Origin of the sequence: Thermosynechococcus sp. PP555 (genome assembly GCF_031583225.1) — a bacterium.
Lineage (GTDB): Bacteria > Cyanobacteriota > Cyanobacteriia > Thermosynechococcales > Thermosynechococcaceae > Thermosynechococcus.
The window spans coordinates 1541627-1560687 of sequence record NZ_CP134168.1 but is presented as its reverse complement, the minus strand read 5'-3'; the positions used below and the strand labels follow the sequence as shown (position 1 = coordinate 1560687).

Here is a 19061-nt window from a genome sequence, read left to right as displayed (position 1 = left end):
AGGAGCGCCGCAGCCATGAACAGCCGCCAACGGGGCTACACCATGACCGAGATACTGGTGGTCATTGTCCTGATTGCCATTCTTGTGGGCATTGGCACCATGACCCTGTTTCCACTGCTGCAACGGCAACGGGTGCGCGCCGCTGTGAATACTGCCCGCAATGTACTGCGCCTTGCCCAGGCCAATGCCAAAAGGGAAAAGCTGCCTTGGATAGCGGCATTTCGCAATACCGATTTTGGCCCGCAGTGGTCGACCAATCCCGTCAACCGGGATAGGAGGGACTGGCAGTGGCAGCCCCTAGTGGATGACGATGAGCAGTTGGTGATGGTCATGTACGCCACTGACTTTAACTCCACAGAGGTGGGGGAGGGGAATCGAATTTTGGAATGCTGGCAGCCCCAGGCGCGATCGGCGGCAGTCCAACAGTGTGAGTTGGCCTTTGACCATCAGGGGCGGGTGATCACGCCGGTGACGCCCCGGCGGATTGCCTTTAGCATCTATGCCTATGAAGACGAGTACCTCCAGTGCGTGCGAATACCAACCATTTTGGGGGGGATGCGCATTGAGCAGGGAACATCCTGTGGCGTGTATCGTGAGTAAGGTGTCGGTAGAGCAGTGTTGAAGAGTTAGAGATGGCTATGACAGAACATGGGGACAGGGGTAGGGACAGTGTATATCTGAAGCTGCTGTTTTTTCTGCAGGAGCGGCGGCGGTGGGGAGCCAATGGCGGATTGACGTTTCCGGAGGTGCTGGTGGTGATGGTGATTTTAGGGGTGATTGCCCTAATTGCCTTGCCTTCGCTGCTAAACCAACGGCTCAAGGCACAACTGGCGGGGGCCAAATCAGCGGTGGGGGCAGTTAACCGTGCCCAGGAGGCCTACCGGGTGCGCCACAAAATTTTTGCCACCAAAATTGCCTATCTGGGTCTCTATAACACCCAAGGGGGGGGCTATAGGGTGGATGGCTACTATCCCTTGACGCTCACCTATGACCAAGTGAAGGAGGAAAATACTGGCCGCATCCTCCATGGTGGCGGTAATCCGTGGTATGCCGCTGTGCATGCCCAAGCCATTGATCCAGCAGGCAAGGGGGTGTCGGGCTGTGTCTGGGCGAAGCCGGGGGATTTTGGGGTCACGAGTGCTTCGGTGAAGGAGGGAAAAACGGCAGCACCCCCTGGGGATTGTTGGGAAGATCAGCCAGAAGGTTCTAATGACCCAGTCAAGTATTTTCCAATTCAGACAACGGAGTAATTTTAGGGGGTTAGAATGTCGACGATCGTCGAAAAGAGCGCAGGCGCAGAGCATTCATCACCACGGAGAAGGAACTAAAGGCCATTGCTGCACCGGCCACCATGGGATTGAGGAGCCAGCCGCTCAGGGGGTAAAGGATACCAGCGGCAATGGGAATGCCAGCCACATTATAGATGAAGGCGAAAAAGAGATTCTGGCGAATATTTTGGATGGTGGCGCGGCTGAGTTGTAGGGCGATGACAATGCCCTGAAGATGACCGGCAATGAGGGTGATGTCACTGCTGGCGATCGCTACATCGGTACCCGTGCCCAGAGCAATGCCCACATCGGCTTGAGCGAGGGCCGGGGCATCATTAATGCCATCCCCCACCATGGCCACGCACTTCCCTTGCCGTTGCAGTTCAGCAATGATCGCTGCCTTTTGATTGGGGCGGACACTGGCAACGTAATGCTCAATTCCCACTTGCTGGGCAATGGCCGCAGCTGTTACGGCCTGATCGCCCGTGAGGAGAATCACCTCTAATCCCATGCGCTTCAGGGCAGCCACTACCGCTGGGGCTTCGGGTTTCAGCGTGTCGGCAAGGGCGATCAGCCCCCTGACTTGGGCATCCACCGCTATCCAGATGACCGTTTTCCCCTGCTGTGCAAGGGTTTGAGCTTGAGGCTGCCAAGGGGTGATGTCAATCTTGTGGCCTGCTAGAAAGGCTGGCGTACCAATGAGCACCCATTGATCCTCAACCATGCCCTGTACCCCTTGACCAATCGTGGCCACAAAGTCGCGAACCGCTTGCGGCGATACCCCCTGCCCTTGGGCATACTCGACCACAGCGGCAGCCAAGGGATGTTCCGAGTGCCATTCCACACTGGCGGCCAGCCGCAAAAGGGTTGTGGCATCCGCCTGAGGATAAAAATCGGTGACGCTGGGATGGCCTTGGGTGAGGGTGCCTGTTTTGTCGAGAACCACAGTTTGCACCCGATCGGCCAGCTGGAGACTGCGGGCATCTTTAATCAAAATGCCATACTCCGCTGCTTTGCCGGTGGCCACCATGATTGAGGTGGGGGTGGCCAAGCCAAGGGCACAGGGACAGGCAATGATCAAAACGCCAATGGTGGTCAACAGGGCTAGGGTGGGATTGCGGCCAATGGTCAGCCACAGCAGCCCCGTCAGCAGAGCGATCGCCAGCACCGTCGGTACAAACCAAGCCGTGATGCGATCCGCCAGTTTTTGAATGGGGGCTTTTGAGGCCTGGGCCTGCTGCACTAGTCGAATCATTTGTGCCAAAAAGGTTTGCTGTCCCACCCGTGTAGCACGCATTTGTAGGCTGCCCGTTTGATTGAGGGTGGCACCAATGACCTCATCCCCCTCGCGTTTTTCCACCGCTAGGCTCTCCCCGGTCACCATGGATTCATCCACCGTCGAAGCCCCAGCCACAATCTCACCATCCACGGGAATTTTCTCGCCGGGACGCACCAGCAATCGATCCCCCACTTGCACTTCAATCAGGGGCACCTCCACGGCTTCCCCGTTACGAATCACCCGTGCCGTTTTCGGTTGCAGGGCGAGGAGTTTGCCAATAGCGGCAGCAGTTTCCCGTTTGGCGCGACTTTCGAGAAAGCGTCCCAAGAGAATCAGGGTAATGACGACGGCTGAGACTTCGTAATAGACCTCTGGCATGTGGCCATGGAAGGCTTGGGGAAAGAGCGTCCCAAAGAGCGAGTAGAAAAAGGCGACACTGGTGCCCAGAGCCACTAGGGTGTCCATCGTTGCTGTGCGATAGCGCAGTGCCCGCCAGGCGCCCTCATAAAAGGATTCGCCACTCCAAAACTGAATTGGCGCTGTCAGCAACAGTTGCAGCCAAGGATGGTGCAGCCATGGGGGGATCCAAGGGAGATGCCAGCCCGTCATCATGGGTAGATTCCCCACTAGCAGTAGTAGGGTGGCGCCACCCGCAAAGAGGAGGCGGCGTTTGAGACGCTGCAGCTCAGCCCGATAGGTCAATTCTGCGGTGGCGGTGTCAGTTACCAAGCCTTCTTCAGGCAGTCGCTCTGCGTGATAGCCCGCTTTGGCGATCGCCCCCTGTAGATCTGACCAGGTCACTTGCTGGGGATCGTAGGTGACCGTGGCCTGAGCGGCGGCAAAATAAATTTCACAGTCCCTGACGCCCGGTAGCGATCGCAGGGCAGTTTCAATGACATTGGCGCAAGCGGCGCACTGCATCCCCTGCACCTTGAAGCTGAGCTGGGTGATCATTGGGGCGTATAACCGGCTTGGCGAATGGCACTGCGGATGTCTGCCGCTGCGGCTTGGGTCTCAATGGCTAGCTCTTTGGTTGCGAGATGGGCGGTAACAGTCGCACGGGTGTCAACCGCTTGAATCGCTTGGATAATGGCATCACGACAGGCGCCACAGGCCATGTCGGGCACGCGCAGCTTGAGAACCATGGTGATCTTCCCCTGACACTCCTGCGATTCATCGTGAAGTCTCCAGTGAACGAGAGAGTCAAGGGGGAGTCCGGCTAATTTTGTTCAACGGCTAGGGGCTGGTCTTGGCGGTTTAAGGCATTGGCGATCGCCACCAATTCCTGCTCAAAGGCCAACTGGGCGCGATTGGTGCGGCCACCCACATAGAGGAGATCATTCTCCTGCAGCCCCCACACCTGGGAGTGGGACACATAGCTCATGATCACCCCCGCCATCAACAGGGCAAAGCCCGCATAAAACAGGGGAATCCCCGGATCGGCTTTAATTTGTAGCCCTGTACTGCCCACAAGTTCAATCAACGTCAGCGTCACACCGTTAATCTCTGTACTCATGCCGGTGCGCAAGCTGGTGAGAAACTCGCCCTTGGGGCTGTAGATGAGCACCGTGCCTTGGAGATCCCGCGCAATCAGGGAAATCCCCTCCGAGAGATCCGGTTTCGTGGGCAGCCATGTGCCCCAAAGACGACCTTTGCCTTCTGTGTCCAGCTGGGCCATTGGCAGTTGCAGCACGGGACTGTTGTTTAGGCGAAAGCGAATGGCGGCAATACTCCAGTCCGCCTGATAGAGGGTGACCCCGCCATACTTCAAGGGCTGGTTGACATGGATTGTGCCCCGCTTCACCTCCTGACCGTCGGCATCCAGTACCGAGAGATCCGAGTAGAATTGGTCAATGTCACCCGCATCAGTGTAATCAATCCAAAAGCGATTCACCTTGACCGACCAGTGTTGGGGGATGCGCGCCAGTGGCCCCGCCTGCACAATGTGCTGAAGATGAAAGGTTTCACCACTGGGAATCAGTTCCTGCGCCATAAAGCCCGTCAGCGCCCCCAAAATCCCCCCCAGCAAAATCAGAATCATACTGGCATGAACCACAATCGGGCCTATGCGACCAACAATGCCTTTGCGGGCATAGAGTTGATTATCGGTTTGCCAGACGCGGTAGCCTCTCTGAGTCAAGGCAGCGGCCAGTTCCTTGAGGGAGCCTTGGGAAATCGTGGTGCTCAGGGCCAGTTTGGTGAATTGACGCGGTTGGGAGTAGTACTGCCAGCGTTGGGCGGTGGTGAGGGCAGGCACCTGCCGAGTGAAGGTACAGGCCGTTAAACTCGCCCCAAAGAGCACCAACAGAGTGAGATACCAAGGGGTGCGATAGACATGATCTAGCCCTAGGGCCAGCAGCACCCGCCAACTGAGAAAACCAAACAGGGCAGGGTCTGCGGGATAGTTTTCTTGGTAGAAGCTGAGGGATTGCCCCTGCTCAATCACAGTGCCAGCGATACTGGCGATCGCAATCACCAGCAGCAGGAGAATCGCTAGGCGCAGATCACCTAGGAGGGCAAGCACACGGCGCAACACAGGGGCACTGATCCTCATTTAGCTTGGCCAATTCACCCAGTCTTGGGGCTTGAGAAAGGTGGTGTACAGTTCCGCTTCGCGGCTGTTGGGTTCCGGGGTATAGCCGTATTCCCAGCGGACAAGGGGGGGCAGAGACATCAAAATAGACTCGGTGCGGCCATTGGTTTGTAGGCCGAAGATGGTGCCGCGGTCATAGACTAGGTTGAATTCCACATAGCGGCCGCGCCGATAGAGCTGAAATTGCCGCTGGCGATCGCCATACTCGAGGTGACGCCGCCGTTCCACAATCGGTAGGTAGGCTTCTAGAAAGGCTTGGCCACAGCTTTGAATAAAGGCAAACAGGTCTTCCCACGAACGATTGCCGATGGAACCGACCTTTTGACTGTAGCGAGCAGCTTCGCCATGGGGATCAGGGCCGCGGTAAAGCTCGCGATCGCTGCCATCTTGGTAGTCAAAGAAAATGCCGCCCACGCCACGGGTCTCGCCACGATGCTTGAGGTAGAAGTATTCATCACACCAGCGTTTGAACACAGGGTAGTACTCGCTGTGGTGGCGATCGCAGGCAGCCTTATGCACCTGATGAAAGTGTTTCGCATCCTCAGCAAAGGGGTAGTAGGGGGTCAAATCTGCGCCACCGCCAAACCACCACACAGGACCTGCTTCAAAGTAGCGGTAGTTCAAATGCACCGTTGGCACATAGGGATTGCGGGGATGGAGCACCATGGAGGTACCCGTGGCATAGAAGCCATGACCCGCTGCCTCTGGCCGCTGCGCCAAGATTGAGGGCGGCAATTGCTCCCCCCACACCTCTGAGAAATTAACGCCCCCCTGCTCTAAGAGCTGACCATTTTTCATCACCCGCGAGCGACCACCGCCCCCTTCGGGACGTTGCCAACTGTCCTCTTGAAACTGGGCACCGCCATCGGCTGCCTCTAGAGCCTGACAAATCTGATCCTGGAGGTCTTTCAAAAAAGTCGCTGCCCGTTGACGCGAGTCGCTGGGCACAGCAGGGGTAGCAGAAGTGGCAACAGTCATAGTAAATATCGAAATCCTAATAAACGGTCTTCAGTGTCAAAAAAAAGTCGCTTCAAAGCGTGTCTAGGCTTTATTGTACTGTTCTGCCAGCAACTGGGCGAGCTTGGCGGCAAGGGCAGCTACCCACTGTTCATCCTGTTTGGTATAGCGGCGGGGGGCATTAGTGCCGAGAATCATCACCGTTTGCGCATCCACCGGTTGGCAGATCACCCCTTGGGTATTGGGGGGCAAATAGTCAAATTCAATGCGTCCGGGGTAAAGGGCTAAATTCACTAAATAGATGGGGCGTTGGGTTTGCAGGGCGCGCTGCACAATGGCACCCGTGGCCGTCATTGGTTTGGGCCCCAGAATACCGCGCCGCAGGAGGGGGCGATCGGCGCGCCAAATGACAATGGACTTTGTCGGCGTATTCTTCAGCAAGGTATAGGACAGCCACGCCAGCTCTGTTTTCAGGGCAGCATCCAGATCATCGGCAAGTTCAAATCCCTCTTCCCCTTCAAGGATCACCGCTTCCGCAGGACGGGGCTGCACCCGCTGCCAAATCAGCGTCGTCAAAATCAAGACCGCCGCAAGGATCACCCCCACGACATCGGCACGGGCTTGGGAAGGGGTCAGCAGGGGGGTCAAGAGGCGATTGATGAGGAGAAGTGTGCCCCCCAAAACCCCCGTTGCAAGGGGTAAATAGCGGAGAACTTGGTCATTCATCTAGAATTTTGAAAAATTTTTCAGTAGCAACGTAACTATCTATTATTCCCCAATGCCAATCTCACAGTGGTAGGAGTGAATTGCGGAATGAAAGCACAAGGCTTCCTAAAAGCTGGCCAGCGAGCGATCGCGGTTATTGGATGGGTGAGTTTGAGTCTTTGGGGTCGTCTCCCCTTTGCCCTTGCTACTGCTCCTCCACCGGCGGTCACCGCTCCCCTACGTCTAGAAATCAGCCTATCACGGCGCCAATTGACCCTCTATCAAGGACAAACTCCCCTGCGCCGGTATCCCGTGGCCGTAGGTCGTCCGGGGTGGGAAACCCCCACAGGTCAATTTCAAGTGCGGGAGATGATTCGCGATCCCGCTTGGAAAAATCCCTTTACCGGGGCAGTGATTGCTGGTGGACATCCCCGCAACCCCTTGGGGCGGCGTTGGATTGGCTTTTGGAGTGATGGCACCAATTGGGTTGGGTTGCACGGTACCCCCCATCCGGATTCCATTGGTCATGCGGTTTCCCACGGTTGCGTGCGGATGTACAACCGCGACATTGAGGAGCTTTTTGAGAAAGTCAAGCCGGGTGTGCCTGTGATTGTGGTGCGCTAGAAAGGGGCAACAAGGGCAGCGCCAAAAAAGACGACGGCGATCGCATCCACCAGACCATGCAGGAGAACGCCCGCCCAGAGGCGCTGGGTACAGGCAAAGGTGAGGCAGTAAAAGAGGGAGGCCAAGGTTGCCATGACGATATACACCGCTCGGTAGGCCATGAGGGGCAGTTGAATATCGGCATTCGGCTCATTGCCTACATGGAGAATACCAAAAAGCAGCGAACAAATGAGAATGGCACCCCAAGCAATGACCACCGGCCGCTGGCGATCGCCCCCATAGTGCTGCCACAGATCCCGCACGAAAATCATCAAACCACTGCGAAAGAGCACCTCCTCAAAAATGCCCACCCGCATTGCAAAGAGGCTGACATAGACAAACACCGCCAAAGGCGAAGGCGTCAAGTTAAATTTCGCCAAGGGCAAAAAGCCCAATAGACTCCCCAAGGGCACCATGGTTACCAAAGCCGCCAAGAACATTGCCGCCAATAAACGAGCATCGCACCAGCGGGGTTCAAAACTATAGCCAAAGTGCGATCGCCCCAGCCCCCTGCCAAAAATGATCACCAAAATAAACAGTTGCAGTGCCACAAAAGGGCCAAAGCGAAAGTAGGGGGTCGAGAACCAGTAGAGGCTAAAAAGCGAGACCGCAATTAGGGGAATGTCGTGTAGTCCCAATCCCGTGGGGGTCGCCCGTGGCGGGTGTCGCCGCTGCCAATCGCCCCAAGCACATAGGAGCAAATAGATAGGGGTAATGATGAATCCTTCCGTGTACGCTTTGGGGAAGGCTGGCGAAATCAACCCACTGTGGCTGAGCAACAAATAAAGTGCTGCTCCACTGATCCAAGCCCACAACACTGGTGTCGGTGTGGTTTGCTGCCGCAAGAGGACAGGGACGCGCACCATGGCCCAGACGCCTCCGAGAAAGATCAGCAAGTTCAGCCACGGCTGATCAGCAAAGATTAAATTGGTGAGAACCCGCTGCCAAGGAAAGCGGCCTGCTTGGGGGAGAATCAAGCCAATGGCAATGTACAGTGCCAAACTGAGGAGTAACCGCCCCGGCCAGCGTTGGGTCATCTTATTAAAATCCCGCTGGCCACTTGCCCACCATAGCACTGGAAAACCACCAATGATCACGACGGCGGCGGCCTCCACCACACTTTCGAGCCACGGCCAAGGGGTTGCAGACAAATCGTGCAGGTAAAGGAGTTGTGCCCAAAACCACAGCCCACAGGCAGCGATCGCCATCTGTTGCTCGCGGTTCGCAGAAAACCGCGGTGAACGGAGAAAGGCTTGGGGTGCGCTGGCTAGCCACTGACTGACCGTCTGTTTAGGCTGGCTGGTGAGGTTGGGAATCGGCATTCGAGAACCATCGCGATCGCAACTGCGGGCATAGCGTTATAATCAAGGCTTATTCCCAACAGGTGGGAATGCTTTATCTTGACCGAAATTGTTGCCATTTGTGCACCCCGCAACTGCATTTTGCCATGACGACCCCCACCCTTGATCGTGATCGGCTCAGCCAACAACTCAAAGATTTAGAAGCCAAAGCCCTACAGGCGATCGCTGCAGCTCGCACCCTCGATACCCTAGAGCAACTGCGCGTGGCTTACTTGGGCAAAAAAGGCGAACTCTCACAAATTCTCGCCCTTATGGGCAAACTGCCCCCTAGCGATCGCCCCACCATTGGTGCCCTCGCCAACACCCTCAAGGAAAAACTGCTCCAAGAACTAGAAGCCCGCCGCGAAACCCTGCAAGCCGAAAAAATTGCTGCGCAACTGGCGGCTGAAAGCCTTGATGTCACCCTGCCGGGCGTCTATCGTCCCCAAGGGCACATTCATCCCCTCAATAGCACCATTGACCGCATCCTCGATATTTTTGTGGGTCTCGGCTATACCGTTGCCAATGGCCCCGAAATGGAAACTGACTACTACAACTTTGAGGCGCTGAATACACCTGCAGATCACCCGGCTCGCGACATGCAGGACACCTTCTACCTGCCCGATGGCAATCTGCTGCGCACCCACACCTCCTCGGTGCAGATTCGCTACATGGAACTCAATGATCCGCCCATTCGCATTGTTGCTCCCGGCCGTTGTTATCGGCGGGATACGGAGGATGCCACCCACGCGGCTGTGTTCCATCAGATTGAGATTTTGGCAGTGGATGAGGGGCTGACCTTTACCGACCTCAAGGGTACCGTCACGACGTTTCTAGCGGCACTCTTTGGTGATGTTCCCATTCGTTTCCGAGCCAGCTATTTCCCCTTTACCGAACCCTCGGCGGAGGTGGATGTGCAGTGGCAGGGACGCTGGTTAGAGGTGATGGGCTGTGGCATGGTGGATCCTGCTGTGCTCAAAAATGTCGGCTACGATCCAGAGGTCTACACGGGCTTTGCCGCCGGATTCGGTGTGGAGCGGTTTGCCATGGTGCTGCATCAAATTGATGATATTCGCCGCTTTTACACCAGCGATTTGCGCTTTCTGCGGCAGTTTTAGGAGGATAGGGCCTTGGCTGAACCCCGTCTGCTGGCGGTCCTCAATGGCAAGGGAGGCGTTGGTAAAACCACAACGGCAATCAACCTAGCAGCCACCTATGCCGAGCAGTACAGGGTGTTGTTGGTGGATACGGATCCCCAAGCCTCAGCCACGTGGTGGTTTCAGCGCAGTGGCCAATCCATGGGCTTCGATCTCGCCCAGGAGCTTAACCCCAAACTCCTCAGCAGGGTACGCCAGCTTTCTGGCTATGACCTGATTGTTGTCGATACGCCGCCGGCCTTAGCCTCCAGTGCCCTAGCAGCGGTGGTACCGATCGCCGACTATCTGGTGCTGCCCACCCCCCCCGCCCCCATTGACCTTGCCGCCCTCATTGAAACAGTGAAGCAAGTGGTGCAACCGTCTAACGTTCCCCACCGCGTCCTGCTCACCCGCGTTGATCCCCGCTGTGTCAATGAAGCCCTCGAAGCCCAAAATACGCTCTTGCAGTTGGGGGTAGCAGCCTGTCACTCCTTTATCCGCGCCTACAAAGCCCACGAACGGGCGGCTCTCGACGGCGTACCCATTACCCAATGGAAGGGCAAGCAGGCGAAGGAAGCTCAAGCGGATTACCGCCGCGTTGCTGAAGAGTTACAGCGGGACTGGCGATAGGGGCAAGGGTAGCAAAGGCAACCAAACCCCCAAAGGGGAATCTGTACTCTAAAATCTAGATCCGCACTTAAATGATTTTGTTCTCCCTTGTATCCGAATTGAGGTCAACAGCGCGTGGACACAACCGTACTCAGCCAATACCGTCAGCAAACCCAAGAACGTGCTGCCTTGGGCATTCCCCCCTTGCCCCTGACGGCGGCAGAAACCTCGGCGGTTTGTGATCTACTGCAACACCCCCCAGCGGGCGAAGAAGACTACCTACTGCACCTGATTCGCGATCGCGTGCCCCCCGGTGTCGATGAAGCGGCCTACATTAAAGCCGGCTTTTTGACGGCGATCGCCAAAGGAGAACTCACCAGTCCCCTCATCACTCCCGTTGCAGCGGTGGAACTCCTAGGGACAATGCTGGGGGGCTACAACGTTCAATCCCTCATTGAGCTGCTGCGCCATGAAAACCCAGAACTTGCCCGTGCGGCGGCCACTGCCCTCAGTCATACCCTCTTGGTCTATGACGCCTTTCACGATGTCCAAGACCTGATGCACCAAGGCAACCCCTACGCCCGTCAGGTGATGGAATCCTGGGCCAATGGGGATTGGTTTACCTGCCGTGATCCGCTGCCGGAGGCCATTACTGTCACCGTTTTTAAGGTCGCCGGTGAAACCAATACCGATGATCTTTCCCCTGCCCCCCATGCCACCACCCGCCCCGATATTCCGCTGCACGCTACGGTGATGCTGGAAAGCCGCTTGCCGGGGGCACTGCAAATCATTGCCGAACTGAAGCAAAAGGGCTACCCCCTTGCCTATGTGGGGGATGTGGTTGGCACCGGTTCCTCCCGCAAGTCCGCCACCAACTCTGTGATTTGGCACATTGGTCGCGACATTCCCTACGTTCCCAATAAGCGCACAGGGGGCGTCTGTCTCGGTGGCAAAATTGCGCCCATTTTCTTCAACACCATGGAGGACTCCGGCGCCCTGCCCATTGAGTGCGATGTTACCCGCATGAATATGGGGGATGTGATCACGATCTACCCCTACCGCGGCGAAATCACCAATGCAGCGGGGGAGGTCATCAGTACCTTTACCCTCAAACCCGAGACCCTCTTGGATGAAGTGCGAGCGGGGGGGCGCATTCCCCTTCTCATTGGGCGTACCCTCACCGACAAAGCACGGGCTGCCCTTGGCCGAGAACCCAGTCCCCTCTTTACTCGTCCCAAGCCCCCCGTTGAGAGCAGTAAGGGCTATACCTTGGCACAAAAGATTGTCGGTAAAGCCTGTGGTCTCCCCGGCGTCCGCCCCGGCACCTACTGTGAACCGGTCATGACAACGGTTGGCTCCCAAGATACGACAGGCCCAATGACCCGCGATGAACTCAAGGAGCTGGCCTGCCTTGGCTTTGGTGCGGATTTGGTATTGCAAAGTTTCTGCCATACGGCGGCTTATCCCAAGCCCGTTGACATCAAAACCCACAAAGAACTGCCGGACTTTATGACCTCGCGAGGGGGCGTCTCGCTACGACCGGGAGATGGCATTATTCACTCTTGGCTCAACCGCATGCTGCTGCCGGATACCGTGGGCACGGGGGGCGATTCCCATACCCGTTTTCCCTTGGGCATTTCGTTCCCAGCAGGTTCTGGCTTGGTCGCCTTTGCAGCGGCCTTGGGGGTGATGCCTTTGGATATGCCGGAGTCGGTGCTCGTGCGCTTCAAAGGTGCGTTGCAACCGGGGGTGACGCTGCGGGACATTGTCAATGCCATTCCCTATGTGGCCATTCAGCAGGGTAAGCTCACCGTTGCCAAGGAGAATAAAAAGAATGTTTTCTCCGGACGGATCATGGAAATGGAGGGGCTGCCGCACTTGCAACTGGAGCAGGCCTTTGAACTCACCGATGCCACAGCGGAGCGATCGGCCGCAGGGTGCACGATTAAACTCAGTGAAGACACTGTGGCGACCTACCTGCGATCGAATGTAGCCCTCCTGAAAAATATGGTGGCCCGTGGCTACGGCGATGCGCGTACGATTCTACGGCGGGTGAAAAAGATGGAGGCATGGCTGGCCAATCCCAGTCTCCTCTCGGCGGATGCGGATGCCGAGTATGCCGATGTGATTGAGGTGGATCTAGATCAAATCAAGGAACCCCTTGTGGCTGCCCCCAATGACCCCGACAATATCAAAACCCTCTCCGAATGTGCCGGCGATCCAGTGCAGGAGGTCTTTATTGGCTCCTGTATGACCAATATTGGCCACTACCGTGCCGCTGCCAAGGTACTGGAAGGAGAGGGGGCGGTGAAGGTGCGCCTCTGGATTGCACCCCCCACCCGCATGGATGAGCAGCAGTTGCGCGAAGAGGGCTACTACGGTATTTTTGCTGCTGCTGGGGCACGCATGGAGATGCCGGGCTGCTCCCTGTGCATGGGCAACCAAGCCCGCGTTGCTGATCACACCACGGTTTTCTCCACCTCCACACGGAACTTTAATAACCGCATGGGCAAAGGGGCACGGGTCTATCTGGGATCCGCAGAGCTAGCAGCAGTTTGTGCCCTACTGGGGCGCATTCCCACCCGCGAGGAGTACCTAGAGATTGTGACGCGGAAAATTGATCCCTTTGCAGCGGATCTCTATCGCTACCTCTACTTTGACCAAATTCCCGACTACGAAAACCAAGGCCGCCTCATTTCCAAGGAGGAGGAAGCGAAGCTACTGGCCAGTATTGGCGGCTAGCCGTTGATCTACATCCAATGGGAGAGGCCAATGCCGGCTTCCACAAAAAGAAACCCGAGGATAGGCGTACTCAGCCAGTACAGCCACGCAATGCGGGGGTAGCCTTCACGGCGCAGGTTCGATACCTCGAGGGTAAACGTAGAAAAGGTGGTCAAAGACCCCAAAAAACCGACAGTGATGCCATGGCTGAGCCACAGCGGTGCCCCCCAACGGGCTAAAACAGGGCTCAAAAAGCCCATAAGAAAGGCACCCATGAGATTCACGCTCAGGGTACCGAAGACAAGGGTGCCAAAGCGGCGATCGCTCCACAGACCCACATAATATCTGGCCAAGGCACCGGGCACCGCTCCAATGGCAATGGCCAATACACTCTCAGGTGCGATCATCCCACTTCTCCCAATGGGCTAGACTCCGCAGCGTTAGGCGGCTGCCCAACTCCAGTGCTAATAATCCCAGCCCTGTACTGCCGAGCCAGTAAAAACCCTCGACTGCCGCATCTGTGATTCCCAAGAGCTTGTCGTTATCCAACTCGTAGGATGAAAAGGTTGTGTAGGAACCAATAAACCCCGTTGTCAATAGCAAGCGCAAATCGGGATGCAGGACAAAGGTGCGGGCAAAGGCAAGGGGAGCAATCACCCCCAGCAGAAAGCAACCCGTGACATTGACGACGAGCGTAGCAAAGGGCACATTACCCGTAAGATAGGGTTCCAAATAGGCCTCTAGTAAAAAGCGGCTTAAGGCCCCCGGAATCGCACCCAAACTGACAGCTAAGGCCGGTCGCAATCGGGGATGTATAGGGATCACGAGCGGGGTTCCTCCACAATCAGCACGGGTCGGGTTGAGGTCTCAAGAATACTCTGGCACACAGATCCCATGAGCACGCGCTTCAGACCCCCTTGACCATGTTTGCCAAGGATAATTTCGGTCACGTTGTAGAGGGTTGCCGTATCCAAAATGGCTTGGGGAATTGGGCCAGCGGTCACAATGAAACGATAGCGAATGTCTGCGAGGTACTGCTTGACTTGGGCTTCGAGTGTGGCCACTGCCTTGGGATCAGGAACATCCTGCACATGGAGCACAATCACTTCCGCATCAGCACGCCGCGCTAATTCCGCCGTCTTTTGGAGAACGTAGGGGGTGACACTCGAAACATCCACCGGTGCTAAGAGCACAACCCGTGGTTGCAGCAGAACTTTGGTGGCATCCACCTCGCCCTTTTGCAGGAGCTTTGGTGCAAACGTGGGAATTGCCCATGCCCCCAAGGGAGCCGTAATCAGGATCGAGAGAACCGCGATCGCCAGCATCGTTTCACCCCCCGCCACCCCAGCGGATAAGGGTAAAGCACCGATCGCCGCTTGCACCGTTGCCTTTGCGGAATTCCCCGGCAGCAAAAAGAGGCGTTCGGAGAGTGTCCAATGACTGCCAAGGGTGGAAAGATACCAACCGATGCCCCGCCCAATCAAGGTACCCACCGCCAAAATCACCAAACCCACACCGAGGGAACTTTGCAACACCCCTAACTGGACACTGGCACCCAACAGCACGAAGAGAAAAATCTCTGCCACCTGCCACAGCACATCAAAGCCGCCCCGCAATTGCCGCGCTAGGGGGGCATCCATCTCAATCAAGAAGAAGCCGGCACTCATCACCGCAAGGTAGCCGGAAAACAACGGCAGGCGATCGGCCAAGCCCACCGCTCCCAAGGCCACTGCTGCTGCCACGAGGGTTGTTTGCACCCGATTTTGACTCCAGTTTTGCTTGACCAACAAAAAGACCAGCGCCCAGGCCAAGCCATAGCCCACGATCAAGCCACCACCAATTTCAAGGAGTGCCTGCACACTCACCCCCAAGGCGGGCGGCAAAGCCCCTAGGAATCCTCCCTCATGCTCAGACCCCATCAGCAGACTAAACAGCAGCAGTATGACTACATCGGAAATAGCACTGCCCGAGAGAATCGCATCACTAATCCCCTTGTCCACGCCCCAGCCCAAACTTTTTAGCCGTAGCATGCCCGGCACAATGACAGCCGGGGACTCCGGTGCCACGATCGCCCCCAACAATAGCCCTTGGCGCAAATCAAATCCCAGTAGCAGCATCGCCACCCCAGCCACAACGACCATTTCACACAGTGCGGGTAATACACCGAGGCGTAGCGCCACCGTGCCCTGTTGTGCCAACTTCTGACGATCCAAGCCCAGCCCCGCCTTCATCAAAATCACCATCACCGCAACAGTACGGAAGGTGGGGGCTGCCGTTAGGACATCGGTTTGCAACAGATTCAAGGCTGCAGGCCCGAGGACAATCCCCACGAGAATCATGCCGATCAAGGCCGGTGCCCCTAGTCGCCGTGCCAACTGACCCCCAAAGAATCCCAGCAGGAGAATCAGGGCAAGGGTTTCTAGAATGGCTGACATCGCTGCAAACTTCGCTGTGACACCGAACCCTACCCTATCGGATGATCAGGTCAATTTCCAATGCCCAGCGTCCGTAGCGATCGCTGCAAATCCCTTATACACTCTATAGTGCTTGGTTATTGGCGGAGCATAGGCAAAATGACATATTGCTTGGGAATTCTCACCACGTCGGGTCTGGTGATGGCGGCAGACTCTCGCACCAATGCGGGGGTGGATTACATTTCCACCTATCAGAAACTCTTTGATTTTTCGGTGCCGGGGGAGCGGGTGATTGTCATTTGTACCGCTGGTAACCTTTCAATTACTCAGGAAGTGCTCACGCTCATTCGTCGTGATCTCAAGGGTCAGTTGGAGCACAGTCTCAACTCGCTGCCCAATATGTACGAGGTAGCCCGCTATGTCGGTGGTAAGCTGCGGGAGGTCACCGATAGTCATCGCCCTTGGTTGGCCAAAGATAACATTGACTACCAATGCACATTTCTGGTGGGGGGGCAAATTCGTGGCGAGGAACCCTACCTCTACCTGATCTACAGTCAGGGCAACTTTCTGCAAGCGACCCCCGAAACTCCCTTTCTTCAAATTGGTGAAACAAAATATGGCAAGCCGATTTTAGACCGCACGTTGCGCTTCGATACGCCGGTAGATGCGGCGGCAAAGTATGCACTGCTCTCCCTTGATTCAACGATGAAATCCAATATCTCCGTCGGCCCCCCCCTTGACCTGATCATGTACCGCACCGATAGCTTTCAGATCTGTCACCGCGCCGAATTTGTCTTGGGTGATCCTTTTTTGTCGAAGGTGCGGCAGTTCTGGGAGGCCTCCCTGCGGCGAGCTTTTGAGGAAATGCCCGACATTGAATGGAATCGGCGTCAACCCTCCCCCACGTCCTCAATGGTGCTACCAACACCAGAAACCCTTGTTGCAGATTAGAAAAAGCCAACTATGACATCTCCTTCGTTAGCGCAGCAAGTAGCAGCTCTCGGCATTGATCACATTCAGCGGCATCTATTCCTATGTGCTGATCAAACCAAACCCCTGTGCTGTGACAAGGCAGTGGGTTTAGAAGCATGGGAGTATTTGAAAAAACGCCTCAAGGAATTGGGCTTGGATCAACCGCGCCCAGAGGGCTGTATTTTTCGCACAAAGGCCAATTGCCTACGGGTGTGTCAACAGGGCCCCATTTTAGTGGTCTATCCCGATGGCGTCTGGTATCACTCGGCAACGCCAGCAGTTATTGAGCGGGTGATTCAGGAGCATGTGCTGAGGGGGCAGATTGTCCAAGAGTATCTACTGGCGTCACCACCGCCCGAAAGAGCAGGCGATCGCCCCACCAATAGCCCGCATGGGTAATGCGCACAGGGGTGCCTTCCTCTAAGGGCACGCGATCGCTCTGGTGCTGGTGCGGATCAAAGGGAACACAGGCTCCAACCTCACCAATCAACCGAATCCCCCACTGCTCGAGGAGTTGAAACACCGGCTTCACAAGGGGCAAAATTCTCTGGGCGGGGGCAGTGGGGTTTTGGCTAGCGGCGTAGGCGGCAGTGGGCCAGAAACGCAGAAATGGCTCCAGAATCTGAAGAGCTTGGTGTTGCAGGGCAGCCTCAGGGGACGCTTCACCATAAAACCACTGCCAAAACTCCAAGGGCGTCACCCCCAGAACCTGGGCAAGGTGTTCGAGGGTCTCTAGGCGCAAGCGACGCAGCTCCCCTGACCAAATGGCATTGGCTTGGTGGCGGGTAAATCCTTTACGGCGTAGTTGACTCTTGCGGGTAATGCCGGCCATGGCGAGGCGGGCTTGCAGGCGTTGGCTCATGGTTCTAGTCGCTGCCCCGTTTGCTCATCAAAGAAGTGGAAATGCTGGGGATCAGGACGCAAATACAGGCGATCGCCCCGCTGAATCGGCTGTTGTCCTGGTAAGCGCACCCGCAACGTTTCTCCTGTCGCACAGAGGTGAACCGTCAAGCCCGTTTCATGGCCAAGGGCTTCCACGAGATCCACTTGAACGGGCAGGACATCGGTCTCTTCAGCGGTGGCCAGCGCGAAATGTTCTGGACGAATCCCTAACCATGCCTTCGCTGTCGAGGGGAAGGGCGGGTTCAAGGACAACTGCCAATGGTGGTACTGAATCTTCCCTTGGTTGAGGGTCACGGCTAAGAAATTCATTGGCGGTGAGCCAATAAACTCAGCGACAAAGCGATTGGCAGGGCGTTGATACAGGTCGAGGGGGCTGGCAATTTGTTGGATTTGACCTTGGTGCAGCACCACAATGCGATCGCCCATCGTCATTGCTTCCGTTTGATCATGGGTCACATAAATGGTTGTGATGCCCAATTGCTGCTGCAGTTGGACAATTTGAGCGCGGGTTTCGGTGCGCAGCTTGGCATCAAGGTTTGAAAGCGGTTCATCCATCAAAAACACTTGGGGATTGCGGGCCATGGCTCGTCCGAGGGCCACCCGCTGCTTCTGACCACCGGACAGTTGTTTGGGATAGCGATAGAGCAAGTGACCAATTTGCAACATCTGCGCAATCTGCATCACCCGCTGGTGAATCATGCGTTCGCGGGGAAAAGACAGTTGCATCCCCTTGGGGAGCGATCGCGTCCAGCGCGTCAAAGTTGCTTCAATGGGGGCGGGGAGGAGGCCATTCATCTGGGCGTTACGGCGCAAGCCAAAGGCCAAGTTGTCATAGACCGTCAAGTGGGGATAAAGAGCATAGCTTTGAAAAACCATGGCAATGTCCCGCGCTTTGGGCGGTAAACCATTGACCACGCGATCGCCCACCCAAATTGTGCCCGTGGTTGGTTCATCCAAACCCGCAATGAGCCGCAGCAGGGTACTTTTGCCACACCCCGAAGGCCCCACCAGCACCAAAAACTCGCCCGCACCGACCCTCAGATCAATCCCTTGCAGCACCGTGACATCATGCCCGCGCTGGGGGTCGCGATAGACCTTGGTCAGTTGTTCAAGGCGTACACCGGTCACGATCGCTATCCTAGAGGGGCTAATTGGCTAGAATCCCACACTGAGGCGAATCTGACAAGATGCCTAGGCAAGGTGCAGCTTCAGTACCGAACGGGGCGCCCGGCGGACTCGTGCCCGAATCGTCGGCAGTCCGAGCCGTTGACAGGCTTCGTAGCGATGACACCCCGAAAAGCCATAGTACTGCCCTTCGACTTCAAGGACATCAATGGGTTCCTGCTGGCCAATTTCCGCAATGGAGGCCATCAACGCTGCGACTTTTGCAGGATCCGTTTGCCGAATCAGGGGACGACGAATGGCATTGAGGGGCAAATCGATCACTCGCATTGACTTATCCAAACTCATTATGACTTTATTTTAGCAAGCGATCTGCAAT

The 19061-nt window shown here is 56.3% G+C and carries 20 protein-coding genes; 8 read left to right on the top strand and 12 right to left on the bottom strand.

The window, feature by feature from the left end; genetic code table 11:
- Window positions 1-15 precede the first annotated feature (15 nt).
- Together RHH27_RS07635 and RHH27_RS07630 are read left to right on the top strand one after the other, a co-directional pair.
- Window positions 16-600 (top strand): Tfp pilus assembly protein FimT/FimU, encoded by a 585-nt coding sequence (locus RHH27_RS07635; protein WP_302677954.1) that lies wholly within the window; start codon window positions 16-18, stop codon window positions 598-600.
- Window positions 601-632: 32 nt separating this feature from the next.
- The gene (locus tag RHH27_RS07630; RefSeq protein ID WP_310742719.1) at window positions 633-1250 is read left to right on the top strand and encodes a prepilin-type N-terminal cleavage/methylation domain-containing protein; all 618 of its coding nucleotides are present in this window, start codon (window positions 633-635) and stop codon (window positions 1248-1250) included.
- A 10-nt stretch (window positions 1251-1260) separates the two neighbouring features.
- On the opposite strand, the gene RHH27_RS07625 is transcribed toward RHH27_RS07630, so the two are convergent.
- From RHH27_RS07625 to RHH27_RS07605, 5 genes are all read right to left on the bottom strand, one after another.
- Window positions 1261-3501 (bottom strand): heavy metal translocating P-type ATPase, encoded by a 2241-nt coding sequence (locus RHH27_RS07625; RefSeq protein ID WP_310742718.1) that lies wholly within the window; start codon window positions 3499-3501, stop codon window positions 1261-1263.
- A complete protein-coding gene (locus RHH27_RS07620) occupies window positions 3498-3692 on the bottom strand; it encodes a heavy-metal-associated domain-containing protein (protein WP_206199632.1) in 195 nt (64 codons plus the stop codon). Before RHH27_RS07620 ends, RHH27_RS07625 begins: the two co-directional genes overlap by 4 nt.
- Before the next feature lie 74 nt (window positions 3693-3766).
- A complete protein-coding gene (locus RHH27_RS07615; protein WP_302677951.1) occupies window positions 3767-5101 on the bottom strand; it encodes a cytochrome c biogenesis protein in 1335 nt (444 codons plus the stop codon).
- The gene (hemF, locus tag RHH27_RS07610; protein ID WP_302677950.1) at window positions 5102-6118 is read right to left on the bottom strand and encodes an oxygen-dependent coproporphyrinogen oxidase; all 1017 of its coding nucleotides are present in this window, start codon (window positions 6116-6118) and stop codon (window positions 5102-5104) included.
- A gap of 63 nt (window positions 6119-6181) precedes the next feature.
- Entirely contained in the window at window positions 6182-6823 is a 642-nt protein-coding gene (locus RHH27_RS07605; RefSeq protein WP_302677949.1) for a cofactor assembly of complex C subunit B, read from the bottom strand.
- 87 nt (window positions 6824-6910) lie between these two features.
- Here RHH27_RS07605 and RHH27_RS07600 point away from each other — a divergent pair, with 87 nt between their 5' ends.
- Window positions 6911-7426 carry a L,D-transpeptidase gene (locus tag RHH27_RS07600; RefSeq protein WP_225901523.1) on the top strand — a complete coding sequence of 172 codons (516 nt, stop codon included), beginning with the start codon at window positions 6911-6913 and terminating at the stop codon, window positions 7424-7426.
- Here the strand turns inward: RHH27_RS07600 and RHH27_RS07595 are convergent.
- Window positions 7423-8787 (bottom strand): CPBP family intramembrane glutamic endopeptidase, encoded by a 1365-nt coding sequence (locus RHH27_RS07595; protein WP_206199628.1) that lies wholly within the window; start codon window positions 8785-8787, stop codon window positions 7423-7425. The genes RHH27_RS07600 and RHH27_RS07595 overlap by 4 nt on opposite strands.
- Before the next feature lie 125 nt (window positions 8788-8912).
- Between RHH27_RS07595 and pheS the strand changes: the two genes are divergently transcribed.
- The 3 genes from pheS (at window position 8913) to acnB (ending at window position 13292) form a co-directional block, all read left to right on the top strand.
- A complete protein-coding gene (pheS, locus tag RHH27_RS07590) occupies window positions 8913-9923 on the top strand; it encodes a phenylalanine--tRNA ligase subunit alpha (protein ID WP_206199627.1) in 1011 nt (336 codons plus the stop codon).
- A 12-nt stretch (window positions 9924-9935) separates the two neighbouring features.
- The gene (locus tag RHH27_RS07585; protein WP_190278069.1) at window positions 9936-10571 is read left to right on the top strand and encodes a ParA family protein; all 636 of its coding nucleotides are present in this window, start codon (window positions 9936-9938) and stop codon (window positions 10569-10571) included.
- Between the two features lie 114 nt (window positions 10572-10685).
- Window positions 10686-13292, top strand: a complete 2607-nt coding sequence (acnB, locus tag RHH27_RS07580; protein WP_206199626.1) for a bifunctional aconitate hydratase 2/2-methylisocitrate dehydratase — start codon at window positions 10686-10688, stop codon at window positions 13290-13292.
- Window positions 13293-13300: 8 nt separating this feature from the next.
- On the opposite strand, the gene RHH27_RS07575 is transcribed toward acnB, so the two are convergent.
- The 3 genes from RHH27_RS07575 to RHH27_RS07565 are packed head-to-tail and all read right to left on the bottom strand — an operon-like array spanning window position 13301 to window position 15706.
- A complete protein-coding gene (locus RHH27_RS07575; protein ID WP_302677948.1) occupies window positions 13301-13678 on the bottom strand; it encodes a CrcB family protein in 378 nt (125 codons plus the stop codon).
- Complete coding sequence (gene crcB, locus RHH27_RS07570; RefSeq protein WP_302677947.1) at window positions 13665-14096, bottom strand: fluoride efflux transporter CrcB; 432 nt, start codon at window positions 14094-14096, stop codon at window positions 13665-13667. Before crcB ends, RHH27_RS07575 begins: the two co-directional genes overlap by 14 nt.
- Window positions 14093-15706 carry a sodium:proton antiporter gene (locus RHH27_RS07565; RefSeq protein ID WP_302677946.1) on the bottom strand — a complete coding sequence of 538 codons (1614 nt, stop codon included), beginning with the start codon at window positions 15704-15706 and terminating at the stop codon, window positions 14093-14095. The genes crcB and RHH27_RS07565 overlap by 4 nt, the downstream gene beginning before the upstream one ends.
- Window positions 15707-15844: 138 nt before the next feature.
- Here RHH27_RS07565 and RHH27_RS07560 point away from each other — a divergent pair, with 138 nt between their 5' ends.
- A complete protein-coding gene (locus RHH27_RS07560) occupies window positions 15845-16636 on the top strand; it encodes a proteasome-type protease (RefSeq protein ID WP_190278070.1) in 792 nt (263 codons plus the stop codon).
- Window positions 16637-16648: 12 nt separating this feature from the next.
- Window positions 16649-17056 carry a ferredoxin gene (locus RHH27_RS07555; RefSeq protein WP_149820658.1) on the top strand — a complete coding sequence of 136 codons (408 nt, stop codon included), beginning with the start codon at window positions 16649-16651 and terminating at the stop codon, window positions 17054-17056.
- Here RHH27_RS07555 and RHH27_RS07550 read toward each other — a convergent pair.
- The 3 genes from RHH27_RS07550 to RHH27_RS07540 form a co-directional block, all read right to left on the bottom strand.
- Window positions 16938-17519, bottom strand: coding sequence for a helix-turn-helix domain-containing protein (locus tag RHH27_RS07550; protein ID WP_302677945.1), 582 nt, complete (start codon window positions 17517-17519; stop codon window positions 16938-16940). The genes RHH27_RS07555 and RHH27_RS07550 overlap by 119 nt on opposite strands.
- A complete protein-coding gene (locus RHH27_RS07545) occupies window positions 17516-18688 on the bottom strand; it encodes an ABC transporter ATP-binding protein (protein ID WP_302677944.1) in 1173 nt (390 codons plus the stop codon). The genes RHH27_RS07550 and RHH27_RS07545 overlap by 4 nt, the downstream gene beginning before the upstream one ends.
- A 63-nt stretch (window positions 18689-18751) precedes the next feature.
- The gene (locus RHH27_RS07540) at window positions 18752-19012 is read right to left on the bottom strand and encodes a ParB N-terminal domain-containing protein (RefSeq protein WP_206199621.1); all 261 of its coding nucleotides are present in this window, start codon (window positions 19010-19012) and stop codon (window positions 18752-18754) included.
- Window positions 19013-19061: the final 49 nt, after the last annotated feature.